This window comes from Neobittarella massiliensis (ex Bilen et al. 2018) (assembly GCF_014269355.1).
GTDB classification, from domain to species: Bacteria; Bacillota; Clostridia; order Oscillospirales; family Ruminococcaceae; genus Neobittarella; species Neobittarella massiliensis.
On the sequence record NZ_JACOGI010000004.1, the window covers coordinates 14768 to 34602 of the forward strand.

The 19835-nt window shown below is 60.4% G+C and carries 16 protein-coding genes; 14 read left to right on the top strand and 2 right to left on the bottom strand.

Annotated features, from left to right (window positions below; genetic code table 11):
• Positions 1–24: 24 nt before the first annotated feature.
• Entirely contained in the window at positions 25–342 is a 318-nt protein-coding gene (locus H8K20_RS13155) for a hypothetical protein (RefSeq protein ID WP_186488734.1), read from the bottom strand.
• Positions 343–601: 259 nt separating this feature from the next.
• Here H8K20_RS13155 and H8K20_RS13160 point away from each other — a divergent pair, with 259 nt between their 5' ends.
• From H8K20_RS13160 to H8K20_RS13210, 11 genes are all read left to right on the top strand, one after another.
• Complete coding sequence (locus H8K20_RS13160) at positions 602–997, top strand: GntR family transcriptional regulator (RefSeq protein WP_186488735.1); 396 nt, start codon at positions 602–604, stop codon at positions 995–997.
• On the top strand, positions 966–1832 hold the full coding sequence (locus H8K20_RS13165) for an ABC transporter ATP-binding protein (protein ID WP_186488736.1): 867 nt from the start codon (positions 966–968) through the stop codon (positions 1830–1832). The genes H8K20_RS13160 and H8K20_RS13165 overlap by 32 nt, the downstream gene beginning before the upstream one ends.
• The gene (locus H8K20_RS13170) at positions 1829–2545 is read left to right on the top strand and encodes a hypothetical protein (RefSeq protein ID WP_105205983.1); all 717 of its coding nucleotides are present in this window, start codon (positions 1829–1831) and stop codon (positions 2543–2545) included. The genes H8K20_RS13165 and H8K20_RS13170 overlap by 4 nt, the downstream gene beginning before the upstream one ends.
• Before the next feature lie 634 nt (positions 2546–3179).
• Entirely contained in the window at positions 3180–4136 is a 957-nt protein-coding gene (locus H8K20_RS13175) for a carbohydrate kinase family protein (protein ID WP_186488737.1), read from the top strand.
• Between the two features lie 37 nt (positions 4137–4173).
• Positions 4174–5106 (top strand): carbohydrate kinase family protein, encoded by a 933-nt coding sequence (locus H8K20_RS13180; RefSeq protein ID WP_186488738.1) that lies wholly within the window; start codon positions 4174–4176, stop codon positions 5104–5106.
• Between the two features lie 26 nt (positions 5107–5132).
• The gene (locus H8K20_RS13185) at positions 5133–6080 is read left to right on the top strand and encodes a PfkB family carbohydrate kinase (RefSeq protein ID WP_186488739.1); all 948 of its coding nucleotides are present in this window, start codon (positions 5133–5135) and stop codon (positions 6078–6080) included.
• Between the two features lie 183 nt (positions 6081–6263).
• Positions 6264–7118, top strand: coding sequence for an RNA polymerase sigma factor (locus H8K20_RS13190; RefSeq protein ID WP_186488741.1), 855 nt, complete (start codon positions 6264–6266; stop codon positions 7116–7118).
• Positions 7119–7120: 2 nt separating this feature from the next.
• Complete coding sequence (locus tag H8K20_RS13195) at positions 7121–7795, top strand: DUF2461 domain-containing protein (RefSeq protein ID WP_207721597.1); 675 nt, start codon at positions 7121–7123, stop codon at positions 7793–7795.
• A 336-nt stretch (positions 7796–8131) separates the two neighbouring features.
• Positions 8132–9445: a MurT ligase domain-containing protein gene (locus H8K20_RS13200; protein ID WP_186488746.1), complete on the top strand. Its 1314-nt coding sequence runs from the start codon at positions 8132–8134 to the stop codon at positions 9443–9445.
• The gene (locus tag H8K20_RS13205) at positions 9442–10215 is read left to right on the top strand and encodes a hypothetical protein (protein WP_186488749.1); all 774 of its coding nucleotides are present in this window, start codon (positions 9442–9444) and stop codon (positions 10213–10215) included. The genes H8K20_RS13200 and H8K20_RS13205 overlap by 4 nt, the downstream gene beginning before the upstream one ends.
• Positions 10216–10516: 301 nt before the next feature.
• Positions 10517–13180, top strand: coding sequence for a calcium-translocating P-type ATPase, PMCA-type (locus H8K20_RS13210; RefSeq protein ID WP_186488752.1), 2664 nt, complete (start codon positions 10517–10519; stop codon positions 13178–13180).
• Positions 13181–13256: 76 nt separating this feature from the next.
• Here the strand turns inward: H8K20_RS13210 and H8K20_RS13215 are convergent, their stop codons facing one another.
• Entirely contained in the window at positions 13257–13886 is a 630-nt protein-coding gene (locus tag H8K20_RS13215; protein WP_186488755.1) for a hypothetical protein, read from the bottom strand.
• A 191-nt stretch (positions 13887–14077) separates the two neighbouring features.
• On the opposite strand from H8K20_RS13215, the gene H8K20_RS13220 reads away from it, so the two are divergent.
• The 3 genes from H8K20_RS13220 (at position 14078) to H8K20_RS13230 (ending at position 19828) form a co-directional block, all read left to right on the top strand.
• Positions 14078–16108 (top strand): peptidoglycan-binding domain-containing protein, encoded by a 2031-nt coding sequence (locus tag H8K20_RS13220; RefSeq protein ID WP_243206573.1) that lies wholly within the window; start codon positions 14078–14080, stop codon positions 16106–16108.
• Between the two features lie 1286 nt (positions 16109–17394).
• Positions 17395–17946 (top strand): peptidoglycan-binding domain-containing protein, encoded by a 552-nt coding sequence (locus H8K20_RS13225; RefSeq protein ID WP_154867987.1) that lies wholly within the window; start codon positions 17395–17397, stop codon positions 17944–17946.
• An 826-nt stretch (positions 17947–18772) separates the two neighbouring features.
• A complete protein-coding gene (locus tag H8K20_RS13230; protein WP_186488759.1) occupies positions 18773–19828 on the top strand; it encodes a TRM11 family SAM-dependent methyltransferase in 1056 nt (351 codons plus the stop codon).
• Positions 19829–19835: the final 7 nt, after the last annotated feature.

Sequence of the window (19835 nt, forward strand, 5' to 3'; positions counted from 1 at the left end):
GAGGCCAGTCATCATACAGGTCGGTCAATGCCGGCTCGCCGGCGGCTGTGCCGCCCGGTCCAGCTCGCGCGAGAGGTAACCCACCAGCAGCTCTTTTATCTGCGCCGCCGTAGCGGACAGGGGCGCCTGCTTGCCGGCAAAGTAGTGCAGGGCGTCGCGCCAGTCGGCCGGCGCGTACTGCGCCGGTAAGATCCCGTCCAGCGCACACAGCAAAAGCGGGTAGGCAGTCAGGGCCCGCAGATCCGACAGGTAGGGCAGCTTTACCGCCGCCGCCAAGTCCTCCAAAAGGTGCAGGGTCTGGTCGCCGGTGGGGGGCAGGTCGCAGTCGTCGATGGGTCGCATAGAGATCCTCCTCTTTTTGCCGTCTACAGGTGGGGGCGGGGATAAGAGCGGGGGGAGCACGGCGCTCTTATCCCCGCCCGGCCGCAGGAGCACTGCCGCCCCCCAGGCCCCCTAAAAGAGCTCCCCTATATAATAAGTGTCACCGGGCGCAGTTTTGGGTCTAAAATATTTTCCTTGACAGCAGTTCCCGGCCGTGGTATAGTTTAGTCAGTTAGTTACATGTGTAACAAACCATCAAACCAGAAAGGCGGCGTGCGGATTGCAGATCGATACCAGCGGCGACCGGCCCATCTTTTTGCAGATAGCCGATCAAATAGAAGACGCCGTGTTCACCGGTGTGTTCCCCGAGGGGCAGCAGGTGCCATCCACGACCGAGATATCGGCCCAGTGGCAGATAAACCCCCACACCGTGCTCAAGGGGATGAACCTGCTCGTCGAGCAGGAGATCTTATTTAAAAAGAGGGGTCTGGGCATGTTTGTAAAAGAGGGAGCTTGCGCGCGTATACGGGCCAAGCGGCAACAGAGTTTTTTCGACCGCTACGTGGCCAGCTTGGTGGCCGAGGCCAAAAAACTCGACCTGACTCGCGAGCAGGTCGTGGCACTGATAGAAAGGGGTTATATCGATGACCGGGATACAGATACAGGAGCTGACTAAGCGATTTGGAGACAACGTGGCGCTGCAAAACGTCTCACTCACCTTCCAGCCGGGCAAGATCTACGGCCTGCTGGGGCGCAACGGGGCGGGCAAATCCACCCTGCTGGGCATCGCCGCCAACCGGCTGTTTGCCGACAGCGGTCAGGTGCTCATCGACGGCGAGCCCGCCTGTGAAAACGACCGCGCCCAAAAAAAGCTCTACATGATGAGCGAAAAAAACCTCTACCCCAAAGACATGCGTGTGCGCGATGTCTTTCGCTGGAGCGAGCGGTTCTACGGCAGCTTTGACCGCCAACAGGCGCAGGTGTTGGCCCAGCAGTTCGGCCTCAACACCAAAAAGCGGGTCAAAGAGCTGTCCACCGGCTACACCTCCATCTTCAAGCTCATCGTGGCGCTGTGTCTGGATGTGCCCTACCTGTTTTTAGACGAGCCGGTGCTGGGTCTCGACGCCAATCACCGCGAGATGTTTTATCACCTCCTGCTCAAAAACTACGCCGACGAGCCCCGCACCATCATCATCGCCACCCACCTTATCGAGGAGGTGGCCAACCTCATCGAGGAGATCGCCATCATCGACGAGGGCCGTCTGCTCATGAGCCAGTCGGTGCAGTCGCTGCTCGATAGCGGCTACTGTGTATCCGGTAAGGCCGGCGATGTCGACGCCTACGCCGCCGGCAAAAAGGTCATCGGCGAAGATGTGCTCGGCGGGCTCAAAACAGCCTACATTCTGGGCAGCTGCGACCGGCAGGCGCTCTGCGACAGCGGTCTCGAGCTCTCTAAACTCAACCTGCAAAAGCTCTTTGTTGAGCTCACCAAAAAGGAGGGGGAACAGTGAACCTAAAAGCATCTATCGGCTACCAGCTGCGCTCCAGCGGCAAGGCGCTGGCCATTTTTTACGGGGTCATCTACGCGATCATCGCCGTGGCCGCCATCGTCGCCGTCTCCACCGACGGGCAGCTCGGCGTAGCGGGGCTCGAGACCAGCACCGCTGTCTTTATGGGCTTTTTGGGGGTCTTTACCTTCTCCGAAGACTTTCGTTTTCTCATCCAAAACGGCTACTCCCGCAAGTCGATGCTGCGCAGCTTTCTCTGCCAGTTCGCGGTGGTATCGCTGCTGGCGGCGGCGATAGATGTGCTCAACAGCCGCCTGCTGCTGCCGCTTTGGGGCTACCGCAGCACCTTTACCCAGCTCTACGGCCAAAGCCAGCTGCCCGGCCTTATCTGGCAGCTCCTGTGGGGCTGTAGTCTCTACTTTGCCATCGCCACCATCACCTACTTCATGGCCGCGCTGTACCAGCGCCTGGGCCGCCTGCAGCGGCTGCTGTTTATGCTCATCCTGCCGCTGGCGGTGCTGGTGCTGTTTCCGGTACTCGACTTTCAGCTGTTGGGCGGCACCGCGACCCGGTGGTTGCTAAAGGTGCTGTCGCAGGCCTTGGGCTTTGCAGAGGGCGGCCTGCAAATGGGCCTGCCGGTGCTCTTCTTCCTGGCCATCAGCGCCGTGTTTTCCGTTTTTTCCTACCTGGCCACCCGCCGCGCCAGCGTCAGCTGAGCGGCCTCTGCACGGCTAGTGTTCATGCCAGAGCCGGGGCGCCCGCAGCGGCGCCCCGGCTCTTTTCTGTTTTGCTGCCGGTATTGGCGTGGTCTTTGTCCCGGCCTGGGGCGCCGTAGCTGGGGCGCGCTGTGGCGGTCGTGGGGGTGCGGTGGCGATGCAGTGATGAGTGATGCCGCGGTGCGCGGCCGCCGCTTTGCCCCTGTATATGGGCTGCCCAGCAGCCGCTGTTGCGCCCAATTTTTGCCCCGGTCGGGCAGCTGTCAAAACAGCTGCCCTTTTTTTGTGCAAACTTTTTGGTCTCGGCCCACATTTCTAGCGGACCCGTTAAATTTGTTTTGGCGTGAACTCTAAAAAATGAACGCAAATACTATACATACTGCTAAAAATGAACAGCGATTTAAAATGCCTTTTATGCTTATTGACTTTAAAATGCATTTCTAGTAAAGTAAAATTACGCAAAACAACTGGCGGGCGCCAGGCGCTCTGTCCAGCTGAAAAATAGCCCTCATCCCTGTGCAGGCCGCCCCTGCACAGGGTTTTCATGCGGTCGGCGCCCCGCCGTACCGCGGCTCCCAGCAAATATCGATCACGCTGTGCCGGTATCCGGCAAAACGACTATTGAGGTGATGAAATGGACTTTATCGCAATTGGCAACACCATGACCGACAGCATCATGAACCAGGACGGCAGCTGCACCGAGTACCACATGGGCAGCCCGTCCCCGTTTGCCTATGCCGGCATCCGCATCTGGAACGACAGCTGCTCAATGATCACCAATGTGGGCGAGGACTACAATGCCCTCTACGGCGATTGGATCCGCAAAAACCAGGTCTGCACCGACGGCATCACCGTGGTGCACGAGACCACCCACAACAATATCCTCACCTATAATGAGGACGGCACCTACGGCGCCTCCAATCTGGCCCCCCACGACTACGCCACCGAGATGGGCTACATGGAAGTAAGACCCGAGCAGATCGAGCAGTTTACCAAAGGCGCCAAGGCGGTCTACTTCTTTTTCGACGCCTACAACCCCGTCTTCTGGGAGGAGTTTGCCCGCATCAAAGAGAAAAACGGCTTCGAGTTCATGTGGGAGGCCTCCGGTGTTACCAGCACCCCCGAGTACCTCGACCGCATCAAAAAGATCATCAGCGACTGTAAAGTAGAGCAGTTTTCCATCAACTACCCCGAGACCAAGTCCCTCTTTGGCGTCGACACCCGCGAAGACGCGCTGGCGGCCCTCAAAACGCTGGGGGTGCCGTTTATCATCATGCGCGACGGCAAAAACGGCATGTACACCATCAAGGGCGACAAGCACTATCTCATCCCCAGCGTAGACATGGGCAAGTTCGTCGACCAGACCGGCTGCGGCAACTGTTCCACTGGCGCGGCCATGTACGCCTATTATGTCACCCGCGACCCGGTCATGGCCGGCATCATGGCCAACATCTCCTCCGGCTATAACATCTGCCAGTTCGGTCTCACCCAGCAGTTCACCCCCGAGATGCGCACCCGCGCCGAGGAGACCGCCCAGCAGATGTACGCTGACTATCTGCAGCAGCACGGCCTCAATAAACAAGATCTGTAGGCCCCGTCGGGGCGACCACTGTAAAGAGAGAAGTATCATGAAATATATCTGTTCTGGCAACATTATGCTCGATACCGTCAAATACCCCAACGGCACCACCAGCGGCACCCATATCGGCGGCCCGGCCATCTTTGCCTACGCCGGCATCAAGCTGTGGGATGACGACTGTCAAATGCTCACCAACGTGGGCAGCGACTACGATGAATACTACGGTCAGTGGATGCGGCAAAACGGCGCCACCTATCAGGGCATCACCGTCATGAGCGACTTTTGCACCCACCACTACCTCACCTACCACGACGACGGCACCTACGACTGGGAGTATGTCCACGGCGCGCATAAAGGCGCCATCAACATGGGCTTTTTAGAGATGCACCCCTACCAGTTCGAGGCCGCCTGCGACCAGGATTCGGTGCTGTATTTTCCCATTTCCCTGGAAAATCACACCTTCTGGGATCAGCTTTTAGAGGTCAAGCGCAAAAAGAAGTTTACCTTCATGTGGGAGATAGGCGCCACCTCCGCCGTGCCCGAAAATCTGGAGCGCATCCGCCAGATCTGCTCGCAGATCGAGATGTTCTCCATCAACTACCCCGAGGCCAAGGTCCTCTTCGGCGTCGACACCGAGGAGGAGGTGCTGCGCGGCATGAAGAGCCTGGGGGTCCCCTTTAGCATCATGCGCATCGGCAAGCGGGGCATGTACACCATCGAGGGCCAAAACCACTGGCTCATCGACTCCATCCTCATGGATCAAGTCGACGCCACCGGCTGCGGCAACTGCTCCACCGGAGCGGCCATGTACGCCTACCACAAGACCAAAGACCCGGTCATGGCCGGTATCATGGCCAACATCTCGGCCGGCTACAACGTCATGCAGTACGGCCCCTGCAAAGACCTGGCCGCCGTGCGCAGGGAGGCCGAGCAGCTGGCCCAAAAGACCTACCAGCAGTACAGAGAGCGCTACGGCCTGTAAGGCCAAACCGATAAGGAGGAATGACCATGAAATACGCAGCAGTGGGCAACTTCATCACCAACCGCCTGCAATTCGTCGACGGCCGGGTGGTAAACGACGTGATGGGCGGCACCGCCTACGGCATCGAGGGCCTGCGCCTGTGGCACGACGACAGCTCCATCATCTGCGGCGCCGGCACCGATATGGACAAACACTACGGCGCCTGGTTTGAAAAGAACAACCTCTCCCGTGAGGGGATTCGCCTGCTCACCGACCACACCACCTACAACTACGTTCAGTACCGGCCCGACGGCACCTATTACGAAAACAGCATCGTCGGCACCAAGGTGTACGGCTGGAACAACTTCGGCTATCTCACCCCCACCGCCGCCGATGTAGAGCGGGTGTGCGGCGGCATCGTGGGCCTCAACATCTGCCGCGGTCTCGACCACTTCTTCTGGTCCGAGATTGGCAAGCTCAAAAACAGCCACTGCTTTAAAGTCATGTGGGAGATCGGCACCAGCTGCTGCGTGCCCGAAAATCTGGAGCGCATCCTCGACACGCTGCAGTATGTCGACTACTTCTCCATCAACCTCCCCGAGACCAAAAGCCTTTTCGGCGTCGAGACTGAGGAGGAGTGCCTGGCCAAATTAAAAGAGTTGGATGTGGAGTTCACCCTGTTCCGGGTAGGCGAGAAGGGGCTCTACAGCATCGCCGGCGATCAGCACTGGTTCGTGCCCTGCCTGCGCTGGGACGGCGACATCGTCGACCCCACCGGCTGCGGCAATTCCTCCACCGCCACCGCGCTGGTGGCCCTGTGTGAGGGGGAAGATCCCATCATGGCCGGCATCATGGCCAACATCACCGCCCACTACAACGTGCGCCAGTACGGCCCGGTGTTCGATATGTCCCATGAGCTGCGCGACGAGATGACCGCCCTGGCCAAAAAGCTGCGGGCCGAGTACCCCGACCAGCCGGCTCCCCTCTGCCAGTAAAAACTTACCAGCCGTCGGCTCCAGATCATAGCCCGGCTGCCGCCGCAGCGCGCAGTTTTCTGCGCGCTGCGGCTTTTTGCTGTAAATAGGACAAAAAGTGCCCGTATTTACAAAAAATTAACAATTTCTATTCTGTCACAAATGCGCTGCCGCCCAGTCTAATAAAAAGGAGGTGTATAAATAATGATGTCTACAACACACGAAAAACAGCTGCTCGCCGCCGCCGTCGCCGGCGACGAACAGGCGCTGGAACAGGTGCTGCACAGCGTACAGGATATGGTCTTTAACCTCTCGCTGCGCATGCTGGGCACCATCCCCGACGCCGAGGATGCCGCGCAGGAGATCCTCATCAAGGTCATGACCCACCTGTCCTCTTTCCGCGGCGACAGCGCTCTGTCCACCTGGGTGTACCGCATCGCCGTCAACCACCTGACAAGCTGCCAAAAAGGCATGTTTAAAGACCATCCCCTGAGCTTTGAGGAGTACGGCGCCGATATCCTGTCCGACCGCGCGCACGGCCTGCCCGACCTCAGCGGCGGCGTCGACCGGGCGCTGCTGGCGCGCGAGCTCAAGCTCTCCTGTACCTGCGTCATGCTGCAGTGCCTCGATGCACCCAGCCGCGCGGTGTACATACTGGGCACCATGTTCGGCCTCGACAGCCGCACCGCCGCCCAAATACTCGGCACCACCCCCCAGGCCTACCGGCAAAAGCTCTCCCGCACCCGCAAAAAAATGGCCGCCTTTCTGGGCGCCTACTGCGGCCTGGGCGGCGGGTCCTGCCGCTGTGCCGACCGGGTCGATTACGCTGTCGCCAGCCACCGCATCGACCCGCAGGACCCGGGTTTTTGTGCCCTGCATCCGGCCAGCCCACAAGCAACCGTCCACACCGGCGCCATGGAAGAGCTCGACGCTCTCTCCCAGGTCTTTGCCGACCTGCCCCATTACCGCTCGCCGCAGCAGGTGTCTGACTGGGTGCACCAGCTGGTGCGCAGCAAGAGCTTTCGCACCGCTGTAAACGGGCAGGGGGGAGATGCGTGAACATGCAGCAGATGCTCGACTTTCTCGCCCAACTCGAACAAAATAACTGCCGCGACTGGTTTTTGCAGCACCGCTCGCAGTACATGCAGGCCAAGCAGTGTTTCGAGCAGCTGGTGGCAAAGCTGGTGTGCCGCCTGCATCGCGCCGACAGCGCGATCCCCCTTACGCCGGCCAAAGCGCTCACCTTTAAGCTCATGCGCGACACCCGTTTCAGCCGCGATAAATCCCCCTATAATCCCGCCTTTCGCGCCCATATCGGCCCGTCCGGCAAACAGCCCATCCCGGTGGGGTACTTTCTCTACCTCCGCCCGGGCGGCCGCTCTTTTCTCGGCGGCGGCCTGTTTGCCGATATGCTAAAAGGCGCCACTTCTATGGTGCGCGACCACATCGCCGCCCACGGCGACGACTGGCAGCAGATCATTGCCTACCCCGATTTTCGGCGGCACTTTACCGTCGGCGGCACCGCTCTCAAAAACGTGCCCCGCGGCTACGACCCCGGCCATCCTCAGGCCGCATACCTCAAAAATAAGAGCTGGTATATCGAGTGCCCGCTCACCGACAGCCAGTTGCAGAGCGGGTCGTTTCTCGACGATGCTGTCGAGATCTATTTAAAAATGCGACCCTTTCACGACTTTCTCAACACCGCTCTGGCTGGCTTTGTGATGCCCGCCCGCTAAAACGCCAAAATGTCTTTCTGTTCCCCGCCGCCCCTCCCTCGAGTTAAAAATACCCCCGCCCGTGTCATATCCGTCCACACTGTGCCCTGCCGGGCCCGCGACAGCTGTCGCGGGCCCGGCTTTTTTGATCGCCGCCCCGCCTAAAGCGATCACCCTCCCCATTTTGTGCATGTTTTTACACGCGGCAGCTGGTATACTGCAAAAAAATAGTGCAGTTACCAAAGATGACTCGCCGTCAAACACCCATCACATTGGGCTGTAAAAATATACGGTACGGTAAACGCAAAGAAGTGTGGCCGGGCCGCGTGCCCGGCAAAAAAAGAGGGATCTAAACACATGAGATTTACACTGGCTCTACTGGTGGGCAAACTGCTGGCCAAACTGGGCGGTCTGCTGGGCAAAGCCACCAACCTGCCCGGGCAGGTCGCCCTGAAGATCTGCCCCGACCTGATGGCCCGCATCCGGTTTAACGGCAAGGTACTGGCCGTCACCGGCTCTAACGGAAAGACCACCACCGCCAATCTGGTGGCTCATATCCTCACCCAAAATGGCTACTCGGTGGCCGGCAATGCCAAGGGCTCCAACCTCACCGGCGGCGTCGCCACCACGCTGCTGTGCGCCAGCGATCTGCACGGCCGCGCCCGACAAGATTTTATCGTGCTCGAGGTGGACGAGCGCTACTCCCGGCTGATCTTTCGCTGGTTTTCCCCCGACTACCTGCTGGTCACCAACCTGTTTCGCGACCAGCTCACCCGCAACGGCAATGTCGATGTGATCGTAGATAAACTGCATCAAGCCATCGGCCCCGACGTGCAGCTGGTGCTCAACAGCTGCGACCCCATCAGCGGCGATCTGGCCCCCCACAACAGCCGCGTGTACTACGGGCTGGCCAAGACCCCTCTGTCGACCGACGAGAGCCCCAACCTCACCCACGACGCCCGGGTCTGTCCCCGCTGTCTGGGCCGCATGCAGTACAGCTACTACCACTATAACCACATCGGCCAGTACCGGTGCCCCAGCTGCGGTTACCAGAGCCCCAAGCCCCAGTATCTGGCCACAGACTTTGACCCCGCCACCGGCGACTTTGCGGTAGGTGGACAGCGGGTACACACCAGCTACCCCAGCTTGTTTCACGTGCTCAACATCACCGGGGCGATTGCCCTGTGCTGCAGCGTCGGTCTGCCGCTCGATCGCGCCGCCGCTGCCGCCTCCACCTTTACGGTGAGCAAAGAGCGGCTGGAGACCTTTGCCGTAGGCGACCGTCAGGCCACCATGATCCTGTCAAAAAACCAAAACCCCGTCTCGTTCGACCAGTCTATCTCCTACCTGCTCGAGCGCGACTGTCCCGGCGGCAAAACGGCCATTATTCTGGTCAACAACATCAACCACACCGGCCATAAAGACACGACCTGGCTGTACGATATCAGCTTTGAGCGGCTGGTGGGCCAGGTGGAGCAGGTGGTCTGCACCGGGCCGCGAGCTCTCGATCTGGCCGTGCGGCTGCAGGTGGCCGGCCTTCGCCCTGATCAGGTGCGCATCCAGCCCGAGGTGCGTCAGCTGGCCCCGGTGGTGGCCGATACCACCGGCGACCTGTTCATCCTCACCGAGATTTACGATGCCCACTCGATACTGGAGGTGATCTGCCCGTGAGCGATAAAAGAGAAGTCACCCTGCTCTGGCTGTACGACGACCTGCTCGATCTGTACGGCGACCGCGGCAACATGATGGCTCTGCAGTATATCTTTGCACAAAACCAGATAAACTGCGTACTGCGCTGCCAGAGCCTGGGCGACGCGCTCGACTTTGACAGCTGCGACTTCGTGTACATGGGCCCGGGCAAAGCCCGCAATCTGCAGGCGGCTACACAGCACCTGCGGCAGTACCGGCCGCAGTTTATGCAGGCGGTGCAGCGCGGGGTGCCCATGCTGTTTTGCGGGGGCGCCATCATGGCGCTGGGTCAAAGCGCGCAGTTTGCCGCCGACCGGCCGCCCGAGGAGGGGATGGGCCTGTTTGCCTACACCACCGCCGACAGCGGTGAGGTATTCGTCAGCGATGTCACCGCTATCGAGCGCTTTACCGGCCTCGATCTGCGCACCTACGGCTTTGTAAATCGCACCGCCGCACAGCAGTGGTCTGCCGCCAGTGCCGACCGCCGTTTTTGCCAGCTGCTCTACACCAGCCGCCCGCTCGACTGCGACCCGCAGGCAGACTCTGCCGCCGGCTTTCGCACCGAGGGGGCCATCTGCAATAATCTGCTGGCTACCTGGCAGCTGGGCCCACTGCTGGTCAAAAATCCCGGTCTGGCCCGCCACTTTGCCCAGCTCATCGCCGGCCGGCAAGACCTCATTTTCGACGACAGCCTGTGGCAGCAGGCGCTGGAGGCCACCCTGCGCGAATTTAGTGGCCTGCAAGCGATCTAGACCGTCCCAAAAACCGGTAAAACTGAAAGTTTGGTGTTGACACAGCTGAGAAATACTGGTATGATATCAAAATAATTGAAAACAGAAAACACCCATGGGGGAGTAGTAGGCGCGATTTGCGTGGCAAGTCAACATACTGACCGGTCTGTCCGGTCTGGCTTGCCTTAATGTACGAGACTCATGTATGGCCGTTACCGGCAGTACATGCGTCTTTTTTAGTTTAGCGTCAAGACCCAGGTACAGTCACTGCGGCTGTACCTGGGTCTTTTCTATTGTAAAAGTTTTATGGGAGGAAACTTTTATGACCGCTCATACCGCCACTACTGCTGATCTGCTGGCCCGCTTGCAGGTCGATCCGTCTACCGGTCTCACTTCCGCCGCGGTGGAGGAGAACCGCCGCCGTCACGGCGCCAACAGCTTTACCCGCGAAAAACCGCCCACGCTGGCTCGCCGCATCTTCGCCTCCGCCACCGAGCCGATGATCGTCATGCTCATCTTAGCCGCCTGTATCACGCTGGGGGTCAATCTGGTGCGGTATTTTACCGGCGGCCAGGCCGACTTTTTAGAGTGTATCGGCATCTTTGCCGCCATCTCTCTGTCCACCGTCATCACCGTGGTGATGGAGGGGCGCAGCGCCAAGGCGTTCGAGGCGCTGGGCCGCATCGGGGCAGATACCCGGGTGCGGGTGCTGCGCGGCGGCGAGGTGCTGCTCTGCCCGCAAAAAGACATCGTGGTGGGCGATATCCTGCTGGTCGAGACCGGGGACAAGCTGCCCGCCGACGGCCGCCTGCTCGAGAGTGTCGCTCTCATGGCCGACGAGTCGCCGCTCACCGGCGAGAGCGCCCCGGTCAAAAAGAGCGCCCAGACTGTTATCACCGACGAAAACACCCCGGTCGCCGAGCGCGGCAACATGCTCTATTCCGGCTGTTTTATCACCGGCGGCAGCGGCAAACTGGTGGTCACCGGGGTGGGGGATGCCACTGAATTCGGCCAGATCGCCCGGCAGCTGGCGTCGGTCGACAAGAGCAGCACCCCGCTGCAGGAGAAGATGGCGGCGCTGGGTAAGCGCATCACCGTCATGGGTTCGGTGGCAGCGGCGGTGGTGTTCATCATCCAGCTGCTCATCTTTCTCTCTCAGGGCACCGCCACGCTGGATACCGTGTCCGAGGCATTTATCACCAGCATCGTGCTCATCGTCGCCGCGGTCCCCGAGGGCCTGCCCACCATCGTGGCGGTGTCGCTGGCCATCAACGTCATCAAAATGTCCCGGCAAAACGCGCTGGTCAAAAAAATGATCGCCTGTGAGACGGTGGGCTGCATAAGTGTCATCTGCTCAGATAAGACCGGTACCCTCACCGAAAACCGCATGACCGTCACCGACGTGTACGCGCACCGCCGGCTGGTAAAGCCCCAGGACTTGCACGACGCAGACCTGCTGGAAAACTTCTGTGTTAATTCCACCGCCGATATCCGTGTCGAGGACGGCCGCGCCCAGTTTATCGGCAACCCCACCGAATGTGCGCTGCTGGTGGCGGCACAAAAAGCCGGCTGCCGCTACTGTGACCTGCGCAATAGCGGCAGCCCGGTATATGTCTACCCCTTTACCTCCGAGCGCAAAAACATGACTACCGTGCTGGCGGCGGGGGAGAGGTACCTGGCCTACAGTAAGGGAAGCCCAGAGAAGATCCTCTCGATGTGCGCCATAGACGACAGCGAGCGGCAGGAGGCGCAGGCCCAGATAGCCCGTTTTCAGGAAAAGGCCTGCCGCGTGCTGGGCTTTGCCCATAAGGAGCTGCAGAGCCGCCCCGACTTTGACGCCGAGCGCGGCGAGATCGAGCAGGGGATGATATTTGACGGCTTTGTCGCCATCACCGACCCACTGCGGCGGGATGTGTATGCGGCGGTGGAGCGCTGCCGCAGCGCCGGTATCGAGCTGAAGATGCTCACCGGCGACAACATCGTCACCGCCCGGGCCATCGCCGACGAGCTGGGCCTTTTAGACGGTGATCACGTCGCCGTCGAGGCCCATCAGATCGAAAACATGACCGATGCGCAGCTTGCCCGAGAGCTGCCCCGCATCCGGGTCATCGCCCGCAGCACGCCGGTGGTCAAAATGCGGGTGGTCGACGCCCTCAAGGCGCAGGGCGATGTGGTGGCTGTCACCGGCGACGGTATCAATGACGCGCCGGCTATCAAAAATGCCGACGTGGGGGTAGCTATGGGCATCTCCGGCACCGAGGTCTCAAAAGAGGCCAGCGACATCGTGCTGCTCGACGACAGCTTTTCCACCATCGTCAAGGCGGTGCAGTGGGGCCGCGGCATCTACGAAAATTTTCAGCGCTTCATTCAGTTTCAGCTCACCGTCAACCTCTCCTCGGTCATCGTGGTGCTCTGCTCCATCCTGTCGGGGTTCGCCGCCCCGTTTACTGCCCTGCAACTGCTGTGGATCAATATCATCATGGACGGCCCGCCGGCCCTGACACTGGGGCTCGAGCCGATGCGTGGCGATCTGATGCGTCGTCGGCCCACCAGCCGCAGCGCCAGTATCGTCTCCGGTGGCATGCTGGCGCGTATCGCGGTAAACGGCGTCTTCATCTCGGCGGTGTTCATGGCCCAGCACTGGACAGGCTTTTTGGGCGGCACGCCGCGCCAACAGCCAACGATACTGTTTACTCTTTTCGTGGTCTTTCAGCTGCTCAACGCCTTTAACAGCCGCGAGCTGGGCAGCGACAGCATCTTTAAAAACCTGGGCGCCAACCGGCTCATGCTGGGAGTGTTTGCCGGCACCTTTTTGCTGCAGGTGATCATCACCCAGTTTGGCGGCTCCTTTTTCGGCACAGTCCCGTTGCCGCTGTACATGTGGGTAAAAATTGTAGCGCTGGCGGGCTCGGTGCTGCTGCTGGCCGAGCTCACTAGGCTCACCAAGCTTATGGGGCGGGCGTTCGCCCGCGCCCGCCGCACCTGATCGTCCATCAAAAAATACAAAGAGAACTGCCGGCTTTTTTGCCGGCAGTTCTCTTTGTACGTGATGCATGAGTTCTCTATTTTTCGTCGCGGATGCCGGTGATCAGCTCTTTGGCGTAGGGCAGGGAGCCGATCCAGTCGCAAAACACATGCCACTCGGCCAGCTTGTGGTCCTTGCGCGCGTAGTACATGCTCACCAGATTTTCGTAATTCATGGTCACGGTGCGCATCTGCTCATAGCTGGTGGGCAGCAGCTGGATCATCGAGTACCAGATCTCTTTATCCTTGGTCTGCAAGTACTGCTGGCGCAGCTGCTCCAGGCAGGCGATCACCCCGTCTAAACAGGCGCGGGCGGTGCCATTCATCCGGTCGCAGCTAAAATCGTCGGCCGAAAAGGGCTTAGCGTGTATCTTGTGCATGGTAGAGGTGGAGTTGGCCACCGTGCCTACCTTGTAGGTATCAAATTCTTTCCACCAGTACAGCGGGGCGGTAATGTCTACCGACACGAAGATCTGCCGCATAAATTTGCGGTGATCCGAGCCGGCCCGGGCCAGCCGCATAGCCAGCGACAGGTCATTTTCCCCCAGTAGGTATTGGCCGTCGTCGCCGTAAGCGCTGTCCGACCGCGCCCAGCTGTTGAGCGGATTGCGCGCGCCCCGCAGGGCATTTTCCATATTCATCACTGCTGTCTTGTCTACCCGCAGCATAGTCGGTCCCTCCTTTGTGGGCAAAGCAGGCCGCACCTTGGGGGCGGCCACATCGCAGCTATCATACCATGTGCCTATGGCCCTTGTCAAAACGGTGAACCCTCTCTGCCCGGCGGGCATAGAATGTGATGACCCTGGCGGCAGGCGGGCAGCCGCTGTGGCGAAATGCAAACCGAACAGGAGGAATTGTTTTGGGCACAGGACAACTGATTTTTAGCATCAAGACAGCACAGAACGCCCTGCCGGTACAGAGTGTACGGGTCACCGTTACCCGTGAGGAAAACGGCGAGATCGTCTTTGACCGGGAGCTGGTGACCGATGCCGACGGCAACACCCAACCCATATCGCTCACTGCGCCAGATATGGCCCTCTCTCTCGACGAGAGCTATCGGGGCGCAGCGTACGAGACCTACGACGTGGTGATCGAGGCCGACAGGTACCTGCCTTTCACCATCAAAAACCTACAGATATTCGATCAGCGCACCGCCCTACAGGAAGTGCAGATGATCCCCGACGACACGGGCAGCCACGCGGCGCCCGCCCAGTATTATAATATCCCACCCAACCAACAGGCGCTGCCCTGTCCCTGCTACTCTACGGCCCCGCCGGAGAGCCGTATCCTGGTGCAGCCCATCATCCCCACCAACATCACCGTCCACTTGGGCCGTCCCACTAACGCCTCAGCTGAAAACGTGACTGTCAGCTTCCGCGACTATATCAAAAACGTGGCCTCCAGCGAGATCTATCCCACCTGGCCCGAAAATGCCTTGCGGGCCAACATCTACTGCCAGATCTCGCTGGCCCTCAACCGGGTGTATACCGAGTGGTACCCCAGCCGCGGCTACAATTTCCAGATTACCAACTCCACCCAGTACGACCAGTATTTCGTCAAAAACCGCAACATCTTCGAGAACATCAGCCGCATCGTGGACGAGATCTTCAACGTCTTTATCCGCAAGACCGGCCGCGAGGAGCCGTTTTATGCCGAGTACTGTGACGGCCGCCAGGTGACCAACTGTCCCGGTCTCAAACAGTGGGGCACGGTCACGCTGGCCAACCAGGGCCTCACGCCGCTGCAGATCCTGCGCCGCTACTACGGAAACGAGGTCTATCTCTACGAGAGCGACCGCATCCAGGATATCCAGCAGTCCTACCCCGGCACGCCGCTGCGGCTGGGCAGTTCCGGCTACGACGTCACCGTCATTCAAAACCAGCTCAACCGCATCCGCCGCAACTACCCCTCTATCCCGGTCATCAACCCGGTCGATGGGCAGTTCGGTTCGAGCACCGAGGCCGCCGTCCGCGCCTTCCAAAAGGCGTTCAACATGACGCAGGACGGCATCGTCGGCAAAGGCACCTGGTACAAGATCTCCTACATCTATGTGGCGGTCAAAAAGCTGGCCGAGCTGGGCAGTGAAGGCGAAGATATCGACGTGCCCGACAGCCCGCCGTCCTCCGTCCTGCGGGAGGGGGATACCGGCGACGGGGTCAAGGTGGTCCAGTACGTGCTCAAGTCGGTAGCTCAGTTCTACGACGAGATCCCCGACCTGGCTGTCGACGGCATTTTTGGCCCCGGCACCACCACCAGCGTCAAGGCCTTCCAGCAGTACTTCGGCCTGCCTACCGACGGTATCGTCGGCCAGGAGACCTGGAACAAGCTCATCCAGGTCTACAAAGAAGTATCGCCCGAGGTGCCCGACGTCAACTGTCCCTGTAAGACTTACCCCGGCACACCGCTGCGGCTGGGCAGCCGCGGCACCAACGTCAGCGATGTGCAGTTCTACCTCAACGCCATCGGCACCGTCAATATCCTCATCCCGCGGCTCACGGTCGACGGCATCTTCGGCACCGGCACCCAAGAGGCGGTCATGGTATTCCAGCGGCTGTTCGGGCTCACCCAAGACGGCATCGTCGGCCCGGCTACCTGGGCCTCTATCTGTGAGCAGTTCTGCGGCCTGCCGGTAAAACCTCCCTGCCCGGCCTACCCGGGCGGGACCTATCGCCAGGGCTCTACCGGAAATGCGGTGCGCAACATCCAGTCGATGCTCAACATCATCTCGCTGGGCTACCCACAGATCCCGCGGGTCACCGTCGACGGCATATTTGGCCCCGCCACCACCCAGTCGGTGCGGCTGTTCCAGCAGAACTTCGGCCTCACCGTCGACGGTATCGTCGGCCAGGCAACTTGGAACAGCATGTGCCGGGTGTATAACACCATCTAACTTTTTGCGCAAAGCCAGCTAAGAGCATCATCGGGACTGAAAATCCATCCCACCCAAAAGCGGCGCAAAAAGCGTGAGGACCACTCTCAGGGCACAGCCCTTCGCACCGCCTTGGCGGTGGCGCGGACCTCACCAAAACGCGGGTGAGCACACGAACCCTATCTGCGCAAAGCCAGCTAATGGCATCATCAGGACTGAAAATCCGTCCCACCCGCAAGCGGCGCAAAAAGCGTGAGGACCGCTCTCAGGGCGCAGCCCTTCGCACCGCCTTGGCGGTGACACGGACCTCACCAAAACGCGGGTGAGCACACGAACCCTATCTGCGCAAAGCCAGCTAAGAGCATCATTAGGACTAAAAATCCGTCCCACCCGCAAGCGGCGCAAAAAGCGTGAGGACCGCTCTCAGGGCGCAGCCCTTCGCACCGCCTTGGCGGTGGCACGGACCTCACCAAAACGCGGGTGAGCACACGAACCCTATCTGTGCAAAGCCAGCTAATGGCATCATTAGGACTAAAAATCCGTCCCACCCGCAAGCGGCGCAAAAAGCGTGAGGACCGCTCTCAAGGCGCAGCCCTTCGCACCGCCTCGGCGGTGGCACGGACCTCACCAAAACGCGGGTGAGCACACGCGCCATATTTGTACAAAGCCAGCTAATGGCATCATCAGGACCGGAAATCCGTCCCACCCGCAAGCGGCGCAAAAAGCGTGAGGACCGCTCTCAGGGCGCAGCCCTTCGCACCGCCTTGGCGGTGGCGCGGACCTCACCAAAACGCGGGTGAGCACACGAATCATATCTGCGCAAAGCCAGCTAATGGCATCATCAGGACTGAAAATCCGTCCCACCCGCAAGCGGCGCAAAAAGCGTGAGGACCGCTCTCAGGGCGCAGCCCTTCGCACTGCCTTGGCGGTGGCGCGGACCTCACCAAAACGCGGGTGAGCACACGAACCCTATCTGCGCAAAGTCGGCTAATGGCATCATCAGGACTGAAAATCCGTCCCACCCGCAAACGGCGCAAAAAGCGTGAGGACCGCTCTCAGGGCGCAGCCCTTCGCACCGCCTTGGCGGTGGCGCGGACCTCACCAAAACGCGGGTGAGCAGAATGGTCTGCCCCGAGTAAAAGCCCCTGAGTGCCGGTGCAAAACGAGGGGCCGGTTCCCGCGACCAGCGGTGTAAAGAGAATAAAAAGCGCCGCCAACCCGCCGGCAGCGCGGTACGCCTGTGTTGCCGGCCCTGTACACAAGACATATCCTATCTTCGTCACAATTTTTTTATGAGGTGAACAATCATGTCTAGTTGCGTATGCAAATCCTATCCCGGGTACGTACTCACCGTCGGTTCCTCCGGTTCTAACGTGGCCGATGTACAGTACTATCTCAATGCCATCAAGACCCGCTATGCACAGATCCCGGCGGTCACCGTCGACGGCCAGTACGGCTCGGCCACTCAAAACTCGGTGCGCACCTTCCAGCAGATCAAGGGTCTGGGCGTAGACGGCAAAGTCGGCTGGGCCACCTGGAAGGCCTTCTGTCAGGAGCTCTGCGTCAACCCCGTAAAGCCGGTGGCCAAACCCTACCCCGGCCGCAGCTACTCCCTCGGCAGCACCGGCAACCCGGTACGTGATATCCAGCACTACCTCAGCGTCGTCGCCACCCGCTATCCCATCGTGCAGAGAGAGTCGGTCGACGGCACCTTCGGCAACTCCACCAAGTACTCGGTGCAGCTGTTCCAAGAGGCCTTCGGCCTGCCGGCTGACGGCATCGTCGGCCGCAACACCTGGAACAAACTCGTTGAGGTGTATAACACAGTAGACCCCACCGTTCCCGATCTCAGCATCTAACTGCATATAGGTAGCCGCCACTGCGGCCACCATAGGGCAGGGCCCGGCACGTATCCCGTGCCGGGCCCTGCTGCGTCCTGGGCAAAAAAACGCCCAAGTAAGCGGTGCCCCCAGTACCGTGTAACATAGTGGCCGCGGCAGCAGATAGCCGTAAGCGGTGCCTGGTACCCACAGCCGTGGGCACACCTGTCCCGGCTGCGGCCGGTTGCATATCGCCACCGGCGGCGCCGAGCCGTATATCCGGCCCAACAGCGGCCGGTGCTGCCGAAAAAGTGCCGTCACCGGGCCACCCAGCCAAAAAGCACCGCAGTGCCCCAGTGCCCCAGTGTCACCGCGGTACCCGGCATGGCTGTGCTCTTTATGCGCCGCGGCCGCCTTGGCGCAGAGGCATCGCGTTCCGCTTAGGCCAACGGGTCGCCGGCGCCGACTTGCAGTGCGGTGGTGATACGGCCGATCACCTTCAGGTCCGGTCGGCCGTTGCCGCGCTGCCAGCTGAAGACGGTCTGTCGGGCAATGTACAACAAGCCCCCCCAGCGCTGCCGGGATCAGGCTCTGCTGCGGCCGCAGCTGGCGTGTGCGGCTGCCGATATCCCCATAAAGATCACCTCTATGCACCTGCACCTTTACGGTAGCACTTGGTCGCCGCAGCGCAACGCAGAGATAGCTTATCCTCTGCTAAAATATGTGCGCCGTGGTCGTCACCCGTATAAACAGCGGGTCATTGTGCAGCAGCCCCTGTGCGCCCGGGGCCGAATGTGTTATAATGGCGGTGGACGCCGCACGCTGTGCGGTGCGCCAAATCTGTGTAAAAGAGGGGGAGCGAGCCGTGCCGCCCGTCACCTACTATATTCTGGTCAACCCCGGTCACAACCGGGTCTACCTCAAAAATTCTCAGCAGATGGCCCTGGCCGAGCTCCAGCTGCTCTGCAGCCGTTTTGCGATGCCTTGCCGCGACTTTGCGCGCATCCAGCTGGCCGGCGGCGTGTGCGACAGCTTTATAGCCGATGAGCCGCTGCCCCCACCGGCGCTGGATGCACTGTGGCGGCTATCCGATATTTACGCCCTGTTTTCAGGGGCGCCGGACGGCTTGCTGCGCCCCATACAGCCCAGCTGGCAGCCGGTGTTCGACGAGGGGATCAGCACCATCTTAAAATACACCGGCAAGACAAACGAACTCTTTACCCGTATGCTCATAAATGTGGCCCGCCTCTCCAGCGATTACGCCGACGCCCCCGACCTCTGGCTGCTCGATCCTATTGCCGGTAAAGGGACCACGCTGTTCGAGGGGATGCGTCAGGGCATGGACTGCTGCGGCATCGAGATCGCCTCGAAATCGGTGCAGGAGTCGGTGGCCTACTTAAAAAAATACCTGCAGACCGAGCGCTTTAAATACACCTATAAAAAAGAGCGCCGCGGTGGAAAAGATGCCAAAGGCGCCAGCTTTACCGCCGCGCTGCACCAGTTTACCTATGCCGCCGATAAGCAGCAGCAAAAACAGGGCGGCCGGCAGTGCATATTTGCCGCCGGCGACAGCACCGTTGCCCCGCAGATTTACAAAAAGGGCCAGTTCCACCTCATCGTGGGCGATCTGCCCTACGGCGTGGCCCACGGCAACGTGTCCGGCCCGCAGAACGGCGGCAAGACCCGCAATCCCACCCAACTGCTCAGGGCCTGCCTGCCCGGCTGGCGCCAGCTGCTCAGGCCCGGCGGGGCCATCGCCCTGTCCTGGAACAGCTTTTTGCTCGGCCGCGACCAGATGCGGCAGCTGTTTGCCGAGAGCGGTTTCGATCCCTGCACCGGCCAGCTGTACGACAGCTTTGAACACCCGGTCTCGCAGGCCATCCGCCGCGATATCGTCGTCGCCCGCCGTCCGGCCCGGTAAAGAGAGG

What these genes read in the sequence shown, in the direction of transcription:
- H8K20_RS13215 (WP_186488755.1), bottom strand. Translation starts at nt 13,886, where the DNA reads ATGCTGCGGGTAGACAAGACAGCAGTGATGAATATGGAAAATGCCCTG.
- H8K20_RS13185 (WP_186488739.1), top strand. Translation starts at nt 5,133, where the DNA reads ATGAAATACGCAGCAGTGGGCAACTTCATCACCAACCGCCTGCAATTC.
- H8K20_RS13195 (WP_207721597.1), top strand. Translation starts at nt 7,121, where the DNA reads ATGCAGCAGATGCTCGACTTTCTCGCCCAACTCGAACAAAATAACTGC.
- H8K20_RS13200 (WP_186488746.1), top strand. Translation starts at nt 8,132, where the DNA reads ATGAGATTTACACTGGCTCTACTGGTGGGCAAACTGCTGGCCAAACTG.
- H8K20_RS13155 (WP_186488734.1), bottom strand. Translation starts at nt 342, where the DNA reads ATGCGACCCATCGACGACTGCGACCTGCCCCCCACCGGCGACCAGACC.
- H8K20_RS13180 (WP_186488738.1), top strand. Translation starts at nt 4,174, where the DNA reads ATGAAATATATCTGTTCTGGCAACATTATGCTCGATACCGTCAAATAC.
- H8K20_RS13210 (WP_186488752.1), top strand. Translation starts at nt 10,517, where the DNA reads ATGACCGCTCATACCGCCACTACTGCTGATCTGCTGGCCCGCTTGCAG.
- H8K20_RS13165 (WP_186488736.1), top strand. Translation starts at nt 966, where the DNA reads ATGACCGGGATACAGATACAGGAGCTGACTAAGCGATTTGGAGACAAC.
- H8K20_RS13190 (WP_186488741.1), top strand. Translation starts at nt 6,264, where the DNA reads ATGATGTCTACAACACACGAAAAACAGCTGCTCGCCGCCGCCGTCGCC.
- H8K20_RS13175 (WP_186488737.1), top strand. Translation starts at nt 3,180, where the DNA reads ATGGACTTTATCGCAATTGGCAACACCATGACCGACAGCATCATGAAC.
- H8K20_RS13225 (WP_154867987.1), top strand. Translation starts at nt 17,395, where the DNA reads ATGTCTAGTTGCGTATGCAAATCCTATCCCGGGTACGTACTCACCGTC.